Genomic DNA, 8391 nt, shown 5'->3' on the forward strand with positions numbered 1-8391 from the left:
CCGGTCGCCGGAGTGTCCGGGTCGGCCCGTCGCCCCCGCGAACAGGGCGCGCCGGGCCGACCCGGGAATCCCGGGCGGTTCAGTGCGTCGCGTCGGGCTCCGCGAGTTCTCCCCTGAGGACCACGACCGGGCACTGCGCGTGGTGCAGCATCGCCTGGCTGACCGAGCCGAGGAGCAGACCGGCGAAACCGCCGCGCCCTCGCGCTCCCACCACCACGAGCTGGGCCTCGGCGCTCTCCGCGAGCAGGACCTCCCGCGTCCGGCCCCGGACCAGCCGCCGCTCGAAGGAGACCCCGGGCCACCGCGCCGCGGCGGCTGTGAGCGCCTTGTCGAGGACGCGCTGCTCCTCGTCCCGGATCGCCTCCTCGCCCTGGAAGAAGGGGGCGAGGTCGCCCAGACCCGTCCTCGGCAGCCAGGCGTGGACGGCCAGCAGTCCGGCGCCCCGGGCCTCCGCCTCGGCGAACGCGAAGGCGACGGCGGCGTCGGAGTCCGCCGAGCCGTCGACGGCGAGCAGCACGGGTCCGGTCGGCTGCTCCCGGCCCCGGACGACGAGGACCGGACAGGCGGCGTGCGCCGCGAGATGGACGGCGACCGAGCCGAGGAGCAGCCCGGTGAAGGCGCCGACGCCCCGGCTCGCGACGACCACGAGGGAGGCCGAGCGGGAGCGGGTGGCGAGAACGGTGAGGGGTTCGCCCTCGATGATCTCCCCGGCCACCTCGACGTCCGGCTCGCAGGCGCGGGCACGGGCGACGGCCGTGTCCAGGATCTGCTGGGCCTGCTCCCGGAAGCCGCTGCCGGGCGGGGCGTACGGGGAGGGGCCGAGGGGGACGCGGAGCAGCGGCCACATGAAGGCGTGCACGACGTCGAGCCGGGTCCCCCGGGCGCGGGCCTCGCGCGCTGCGGTCTCCACCGCGCGCAGCGCCGACTCGGAGCCGTCGGCCCCGACCAGTACGGGGCCGGGGGCCCCGCCGTGGCCGCCCTCGTCCGGGGTGTGCGCGCTGCGCTCCGTCATCGTCTCCGCCCTTCCGCTCCTCCGGCCGGTGCGCTCGCGCGCACCCTTGTACCCGTCGGCTACCCGTCGGCCGAGGCGGTACCCGGGACGGAGGTCCCGGGTGGTGTGGCGAAGGTCCCGTCAGTCGGCGAGGAACGCCTCGATGGCCTCGGCGAGGGGCCCGGGGGTCTCCTCGGGAGCGTAGTGACCCGCGTCCCCGAGGACTTCGAGGCGCGCCCGTGGATACCAGCGCAGCCAGGTGGACTCCATCGCCTCGCGGCCGAGGGCCGGATCGTGGGCGCCGACGACGAGGAGGACCGGGGTGGGGTTGTCCCGGACCCGCTCGTGGAAGTCGGCCCCTGCCCAGGAGTCCAGATAGGCGCGGAAGGCGGTGGCGGAGGTGCGGGTGACGGACCGTTCGACCTGGGCGTCGAGCCAGGCGTCGTCATGGCGTCCGCCGGTGGTGCCGTCGATGATGGCCCGCCGGTTGGCCGGTTCCCCGGCGGCGCCCGCGAACAGCTCCCAGGTCTCGCCGTCGAGGGGGAACCTGGCGGCGGAGACGGGCGAGATGCCGACGAGGGAGCGGACCCGCCCGGGGGCGTCGAGGAGCATCAGCTGCGCCGCCTTGCCGCCCATCGAGTGCCCGATGACGGAGAAGGCGTCCCAGCCGAGGTCGTCGGCGACCGCGAGGGCGTCGGAGGCGACCTCCTCCATCGTGTAGGCGCCGGTGTGGTCGCGGGCCTCGCCGTAGCCCCGGCAGTCGACGAAGGCGTAGCTGCCCACGGCCGGGTCGAGCCGGGCCCGCAGCGGGGCGAAGCTGGTGCGGTCGCCGAACCAGTTGTGCAGGACGAGGGCCCTCGCAGGGCCGTCGCCGTGCACCTCGTACGGGAGAATCCGGCCCGTCATCGTGCCCCCTGATCGTGATGGTGCCGGTGATGCACCGGCGCTGGTGGTCGGGCACCGAGTGTGACGGGGCGGGCGCGTGCGGTCAACAGGACCGGTGGGGCGGGAGGAGTCAGGGGAGGTCAGGGCGGTGGGGGTGTCGGGAGAGCAGGGTGGCGAGGCGGAGCAGCGGTACGCGACCAGTGGGCAGACCTGAGACCGAGGCGGCGCCAGGGACTGGGAGCGGAAGCGGGACCTCGGGGCGGTACCAAGTACCGGGAGCGGCGGCGATGCCTGAGGCCGAGGGGCAGCAGGTACCGGGAACGGGAACGGAGCGGCACCGGGGCCCCGGAACGGAGGCGGGGTCCGGAGCCGGGATGCGGGGCGGTTCCCGTCGGGCGCATCCTGGCTGTGTGACCTCGCACGGCGCGTCCGGCCCCGGACCGGCGGGCGGCACCGGGCGACCGGCCGGGAACGGAGCTGCCGACGGGCCCTCCTCCGCTGGGCTGACCCGGACGCTCGTGGAGGCCGTGCGGGGAGCGGTGGAAGAGGTCGGCGGGTACGCGGGAGGGGTGTTCCTGCGCTCCGGTACGCCCGGACTGCTGCGGCTCGCGGTCCTGGTGGGGCTTCCGGGACCGCTGTTCAAGCCGTGGTGGCGGATGCACACCAACCGGCCGTTCCCGGTCCCCGAGGTGTACCGCTCGGGTCGGGCCCTGTACCTCGCCGACGTCGAGGAGGCCATGCGCCGGTTCCCCCAACTGGTGGCGAACCTGCCCTTCCCCTTCTCCTCGCTGTACGCGCCGATCGTCGCGGGCCGTGAGCGGTTCGGGGTGCTTGCGGTGCTGCGTGCCCCGAGCCCCGGCGTCCCGGTCCCGGCGCGGGACCGGGACCGGATGACCCGGCGGGCGCACGCTCTGGGCGAGTCCCTGGCGGAGCTGGCCCGGCAGGGCACGCCGGCCGTCTGGCCCGGCGATCCGGTCTGTGTACGGCGTCCGGCGGCGGCGGAGGCGCGGCCGGTCCGTTTCGGCGCCTTCGACTGGGACCTCGGCAGCGGGACCGTGACGCCCGACGCCGGGCTGCTGCGCATGTTCGGGGCGGAGACGGCCGCGCCGTGCTCGATCGAGGCGCTGACCTCGCTGCTCGAACCGGAGGACGCGTGCGCACTGTGGGCGGCGGCCCGCCGGGCGACGGGCTCGGACGGCCGGTCGGTGGTGCGCGGGGTCCGGCTGCGGGGCCCCGCCGGCGGGCCGCTCCTCCTGGACGTCTCCCCCCGGCCCCCCGAGGCCCCGGCGGGGGCGGCGGACGGCGAGAAGGCACGCGCCGAAGGCGGCGGAGCCCACCTGGCGGACGGCCCCGGGAACGATCCGGCGGACAGCCCGGGAGACGACCCGGAGGGCAGCCCCGCGGACGGCCTGGCGAACAGCCCGGCGGACGGCCGGGGGGACAGCCCTGCGGACGGCCTGGGGAGCAGCCCTGGGGCCCGCCTCACCTGCACGCTCGTCGACCTCGGCACCGGCACGCCCGGTGCCGAGGCGGCCGACCGGCTGCCCCGGGCGATCCTGGCGATCGACCGGCTGGGCCTGATCACCTACGCCAACGAGCGGACCGTACGGCTTCTCGGCCGGTCGCGCGCGGCGTTGGCGGGGCGCGCGGTGTGGGAGGTGCTGCCCTGGTTCGGCCTCCCGCTGCACGAGGAGCAGCTGCGCGCCGCGCTCTTCTCCGACGAGCCGGTGCGTTTCCTGGCCCGTCCCGGGCGGGGCCGGTGGCTGTCGGTGGCGCTGTATCCGGGGCGGGACGGGGTGACGATGGTGCTGGTCCCGGAGGACGATCCGACGGCCGGTGACGAGGGGGTGGGCGGGGACGAGGAGGCGGGTGGAGGCGGCGGGGCGGCGGGCCGCTCCCCGTACGACGACCGGATCACCTCGCTGTACCGGCCGGTGGCTCTGGCCATCGCGCTCTCCGAGGCGGTCACGGCACGCCAGGTGTCGTCGGTGGTGACGGAGGAGCTGCTTCCGGCGTTCGGCGGACGTCAGCTGGCGATCTACCTGCTGAGCGACCGGCGGCTGCATCTGGCGTGGGAGGCGGGTTTCCCGCCCGGGTTCCTCGATCCCTTCGAGGGGGTGGGGCTTGACGCCCGGCTGCCGGGGGTGGAGACCCTGACGACGGGCCGGCCGTTGTTCTTCGAGTCGATGGAGCGGCTCGGCCGGGCGTATCCGGGGATGCCGCTGGACGCGCGCTCGGGGGCGCGGGCGTTCCTGCCGCTGATCGCCTCGGGGCGGCCGGTGGGCTCCTGCATCCTGGGCTTCGAACGGCCGCGCGGCTTCACTCCGGAGGAGCGGACGGTCCTGACGGCGCTCGCGGGCCTGATCGCGCAGGCGCTGGAGCGCGCGCAGCGGTACGAGACGGAGTCGGCGGTGGCGCGGGGCCTCCAGGACGCGCTGCTGCCGCACCGGCTGCCGGTGCGGGAGGGGGTGGAGACGGTGGGCCGGTATCTGCCGGGGACGCAGGGGATGGAGGTGGGTGGTGACTGGTACGACGTGATCGAGACGGGGCGGGGCCGGCTGGCCCTGGTGATCGGGGACGTCCAGGGCCACGGGGTGGCCGCGGCGGCCACGATGGGGCAGCTGCGCAGCGCGGTCCGGGCCTTCGCGCTGGCCGGGCACCGGCCGCAGGACGTGATGCGCGGGACCAACCGGCTCCTCATCGACCTGGACCCGGGCCAGTTCGCGAGCTGCTGCTACGTCCTGCTCGACCCGGAATCCGGGGAGCTTCGGGCGGTACGGGCGGGGCATCCGCACCCGCTCCTCGCGCGGCCGGACGGGACGACGGAGCTGGTGGAGCTGGCGGGCGGGGTGCTGCTCGGGATCGACGGGCGGGCCACGTACCCGGTGACACGGCTGCGGCTCGCACCGGGCGCGGTGCTCGCGCTGTTCACGGACGGTCTGGTGGAGCGGCCTGGCCAGGACATCGACGTCGGCATCGAGGCCCTGCGGAGGTCGCTGTCGACGGCGGGTTCGCTGCCGCTGGCGGAAGCCGCCGACCGGGTGATCAGGGGGGCTCGGCAGGACACGGCGCGCCCGGACGACATCGCCTTGCTGCTGGCGGCGAGGTGGCCGGAGCGAGACTGAGAGGACGGCCGGGGGCAGAGCGGACGGCCAAGGACAGGAGCGGGTGGCCAGGGGCAGGGAACGGTCGGGAGCCGAGGGCCGTCAGAGGGCCCGAGGACGGTGAGGGGCCCGAGGACGGTCAGGGGCCGGTGGCGGGGGGATGTCACCCGGTCGGGCCCGTGGCGCTGGTCGGTGGCCGGGGGCGCGGGGAGGCTGGGGGTGCCGTGCCGATCCGGCCGGCCGAGTCTGGGCGGAAGCCCGAGGAGGACACGTGCAGCAGGACAAGCAGCCCGAGTACGGACCGGTGGTCTTCCGTGACCGCTCGGCCGGGTACGCCTTTCTGACCCGGTCCACCGCGACCAGCGAGCGGACGATCGAGTGGGACGACGGGCACACGTATCCGGTGATCGATGTCGAGATCTCCTCCGAGAGCCATCCGTTCTACACCGGCAAGGCGCGGACGGTGGACTCGGAGGGCCGGGTCGCCAGGTTCGAGCGCCGGTACGGCGGGGACGGGGCGGGCGGGGCGGGCACGACCGAGCAGGGCGGCAGAGGCGGCGGGGACGGCTGAGTCCGGGAACGACGACGGGGCGGGTGCGCGTGTCGTGGACACGGCCCCCGCCCCGGTCGGGTGGGTGCGCGGGAGGGCGCGGGCGCCCTCCGGTCGGCTCCGGGAAGCCGAGGTCAGGCCCCGACGACGCCGGACGCGGCGACCTTGATGGAGGCGCTGGTGGCGCCGGAGCGGGAGCCGAGGCCCTCGATCTTCTTGACCAGGTCCTGGCCCTCGACGACCTCGCCGAAGACGACGTGCTTGCCGTCGAGCCAGTCGGTGACGATCGTGGTGACGAAGAACTGCGAGCCGTTGGTGCCCGGACCGGCGTTGGCCATCGAGAGCAGGAACGGACGGTCGTGCTTCAGCTTGAAGTTCTCGTCGGCGAACTTCTCGCCGTAGATGCTCTTGCCGCCGGTGCCGTTGCCGTTGGTGAAGTCGCCACCCTGGAGCATGAACTGCGGGATGACGCGGTGGAACGGGGAGCCCGCGTAGCCGAAGCCGTGCACGCCGGTGGCGAGCTCGCGGAAGTTCTGCGCCGTCTTGGGGACGACCTCGTCGAACAGCTGGAAGACGATCCGGCCGGCCGGCTCGTTGTTGATGGTGATGTCGAAGTAAACGTTGTCGCTCATGAGGACATCCTGTCATTACTCGCGCACGGCGCGCACAAGGGCGCCTCCTCCCGGGGCACGGCACGGCGGAGCCCCGCTCCCCTCCGAGGAGAGCGGGGCACCCGGCCCGGTGGGGGCTCCGGGTCAGATCAGGCCACCGGACCCCGTGGTCCGCAGGGCGTCACCGGCGCCTTCGGCGGCCTGGTGGAGCACGGGGCCGAGGCCGTCCTCCTGGAGGAGACCGGCGGCGCCGCCCAGCGGGAGCGGGACCGCGCTCGCCTGCGGCGGCGGGGTGATGAGGGCGGTGACGACACCCGCGGCGAGGGACGCGATGGCAAGGATGCTGCGCTTCTTCATGCCGGGGTCAACTGCGGAACGGCCGAGGGGTTACGGGCCCGCCCCGGATCCGGACGTACGACGGCGGGGCGGCGGTCCGGCCGTCCCGCCCCCCGGTGCTCATTCCTCGCCCGTCTCCAGGTAGACGGGGATGCCGGTCCTGCGGGCCCGGTCGATGCCCGCGAGACGGCCGTACTCGCGCGGTGTCATCTCCCGCTCCCATTCGGCCAGGGTGAGCAGGCGGTACTCGCTGTGCTCGTCGGGGTCGAGGACGACGGCGGCGATCTGCTCGTCCGTGAGTTCGCCGCCGTCGAAGATGAAGCCGATGTGGTTGGCGGGCCACTGCTCGCCCCGGTCGGTGACGAAGTGGGTGCCGAGGAGGCGCGGTGCGCCGGTGTGGACGAGTCCGGTCTCCTCGTGGCACTCGCGTACCGCCGTCTCCCAGGGGGTCTCCCCCGGGTCCATGTTGCCGCCGGGCCACTGCCAGCAACGGGTGTCGTAGGAGGCGCGCAGCTGGAGGGGGCGGCCGTGGGTGTCGGTGAAGTAGAGGCAGGCGTACGCCGTCGCTCTCGGCAGGGTCGCGACGTACTCGGCGGGCGGCAGCCAGACGTTCGTCATGGGGCGGCTCTCTCCTTCGGCGGGACGGTGGGTCGGTCTCCCCATCCAAGCCGTCCGGGGCCCGGTGTCCGGGGAGTCTCGGGCGGATCACCGGATCGTGTGATCACCTCCGCGGGTGTCCTCCTCCCCCGCCCGGGTCAGTCGGCGCTCGGTGAGGACCTCGTGGACGAAGCGGCCGGCGAGTGCCCCGCCATACACCACGAAGCCGACGCCGACCAGCCAGGACTGGAGGACGAGGACGGTGCCGAACTGTCCGTAGGTCACCGCGTTGGAGGCGATGAGCGGCGAGAAGACGAGCTGGGAGAAGATCCGCAGACCGAGCAGGCCGAGGGCGGTGAGGACGGCTCCGGGGGCGAGGGCCCGCCAGCGGAGCCTGCCGCAGAGCAGGAAGCGCTGCGACCACCAGAAGAAGACGAAGGTGCCGGTCAGGTCGGAGAGTGCGACCAGGGCGGTGACCAGGGCCGGGGAGTCGGCGGGCGCGGGGGTGCCGACGAAGAGGAGCAGGGCGCCGACGAGGACGGCGAGCCAGACGACGTGCCGCCACATGGTGCGCCAGCGGGCGGTGGGCAGGTCCCACACCCTCTCGTAGCCGGTCTGTACGGCGGATCCGAAGGTGACGCCGAACGCGGCGAGGGCGGCGAGGCCGAAGGCGGTGGTGCCCTGGAGGGCCTGGCCCGGCTGCCCGAAGAGCCGTTCGACCTCCTCCTGGGAGACGTCGGAGACGCCGAGGCCCTGGACGAGCCAGCGGGCGAAGCCCTGTCCCCGGGCGAGGTCGGCCGCGGCGACGACGATGAGGAGGGGGACGAGGGTGAGCAGGCTGAGTGCGGCGAAGCCCATGGCACGGTGCATGAGTTCGATGGCTCGGCCGCGGTTCCAGACGAGCCCGAGGGGCGAGACGAGGGCACGGGCGGAGGACCGCCGGGACCGGGGGCCGTCCTCGCTGGGGGCGTCGTCGCGCGGCGGACCGGGTGTGGAGGGCATGCCTCGTTCGCTACCCGGCGAGGCGGGAGGACCCCTCCGGGATGCGGCCGAATGGGCGGGAGCGGGCCGGGGCACGCGCGCGTGGCTCCGGACGGGTGACTCCGGGGCCGGGGTACGTGCGGGTGGCTCCGGACGGGTACGTGCGCGTGGCTCCAGGGCCCGGCGTACGCGCGCGTGGTCCGGGGCCCGGGTACGCGTGCGTGACCGCCGGATCGGTGGGCGCGGGACCCGATACCGCGCGCGTTCCGCCGGACCGGTGGGGGCCGGGGTACGCGCGTGTCGCCCCTCCGGGTCGGCGCGGGCAGGCCCGTGCGT

Annotated in this window: 8 protein-coding genes; 2 read left to right on the top strand and 6 right to left on the bottom strand. The window is 74.9% G+C overall.

All coding sequences use genetic code 11. The features are described 5' to 3' along the window. Positions 1 to 79: 79 nt before the first annotated feature. A complete protein-coding gene (locus tag BU197_RS07675; RefSeq protein ID WP_188267465.1) occupies positions 80 to 1012 on the bottom strand; it encodes a universal stress protein in 933 nt (310 codons plus the stop codon). Positions 1013 to 1132: 120 nt separating this feature from the next. Further along, positions 1133 to 1897, bottom strand: a complete 765-nt coding sequence (locus BU197_RS07680) for an alpha/beta fold hydrolase (protein ID WP_188267466.1) — start codon at positions 1895 to 1897, stop codon at positions 1133 to 1135. A 389-nt stretch (positions 1898 to 2286) separates the two neighbouring features. On the opposite strand from BU197_RS07680, the gene BU197_RS07685 reads away from it, so the two are divergent. Together BU197_RS07685 and BU197_RS07690 are read left to right on the top strand one after the other, a co-directional pair. Beyond that, entirely contained in the window at positions 2287 to 5001 is a 2715-nt protein-coding gene (locus BU197_RS07685; RefSeq protein WP_188267467.1) for a SpoIIE family protein phosphatase, read from the top strand. A gap of 250 nt (positions 5002 to 5251) precedes the next feature. After that, complete coding sequence (locus tag BU197_RS07690) at positions 5252 to 5551, top strand: type B 50S ribosomal protein L31 (RefSeq protein WP_188267468.1); 300 nt, start codon at positions 5252 to 5254, stop codon at positions 5549 to 5551. Positions 5552 to 5664: 113 nt separating this feature from the next. Here the strand turns inward: BU197_RS07690 and BU197_RS07695 are convergent, their stop codons facing one another. The 4 genes from BU197_RS07695 to BU197_RS07710 all read right to left on the bottom strand — a co-directional run bounded on the left by BU197_RS07695 (position 5665) and on the right by BU197_RS07710 (position 8076). Then, positions 5665 to 6162 (bottom strand): peptidylprolyl isomerase, encoded by a 498-nt coding sequence (locus tag BU197_RS07695; RefSeq protein WP_188267469.1) that lies wholly within the window; start codon positions 6160 to 6162, stop codon positions 5665 to 5667. 123 nt (positions 6163 to 6285) lie between these two features. Then, positions 6286 to 6498, bottom strand: a complete 213-nt coding sequence (locus BU197_RS07700; protein ID WP_188267470.1) for a hypothetical protein — start codon at positions 6496 to 6498, stop codon at positions 6286 to 6288. Positions 6499 to 6597: 99 nt separating this feature from the next. Further along, positions 6598 to 7095: an NUDIX domain-containing protein gene (locus BU197_RS07705; RefSeq protein WP_188267471.1), complete on the bottom strand. Its 498-nt coding sequence runs from the start codon at positions 7093 to 7095 to the stop codon at positions 6598 to 6600. A gap of 87 nt (positions 7096 to 7182) precedes the next feature. Next, positions 7183 to 8076: a YhjD/YihY/BrkB family envelope integrity protein gene (locus tag BU197_RS07710; RefSeq protein WP_188267472.1), complete on the bottom strand. Its 894-nt coding sequence runs from the start codon at positions 8074 to 8076 to the stop codon at positions 7183 to 7185. Between the last annotated feature and the right edge of the window lie 315 nt (positions 8077 to 8391).

The organism is Streptomyces sp. CBMA291 (assembly GCF_014596525.1).
Lineage (GTDB): Bacteria > Actinomycetota > Actinomycetes > Streptomycetales > Streptomycetaceae > Streptomyces.

Coding starts and splice junctions, on each gene's coding strand:
- BU197_RS07675 (WP_188267465.1), bottom strand. CDS start 1,012: ATGACGGAGCGCAGCGCGCACACCCCGGACGAGGGCGGCCACGGCGGG.
- BU197_RS07680 (WP_188267466.1), bottom strand. CDS start 1,897: ATGACGGGCCGGATTCTCCCGTACGAGGTGCACGGCGACGGCCCTGCG.
- BU197_RS07695 (WP_188267469.1), bottom strand. CDS start 6,162: ATGAGCGACAACGTTTACTTCGACATCACCATCAACAACGAGCCGGCC.
- BU197_RS07700 (WP_188267470.1), bottom strand. CDS start 6,498: ATGAAGAAGCGCAGCATCCTTGCCATCGCGTCCCTCGCCGCGGGTGTC.
- BU197_RS07705 (WP_188267471.1), bottom strand. CDS start 7,095: ATGACGAACGTCTGGCTGCCGCCCGCCGAGTACGTCGCGACCCTGCCG.
- BU197_RS07710 (WP_188267472.1), bottom strand. CDS start 8,076: ATGCCCTCCACACCCGGTCCGCCGCGCGACGACGCCCCCAGCGAGGAC.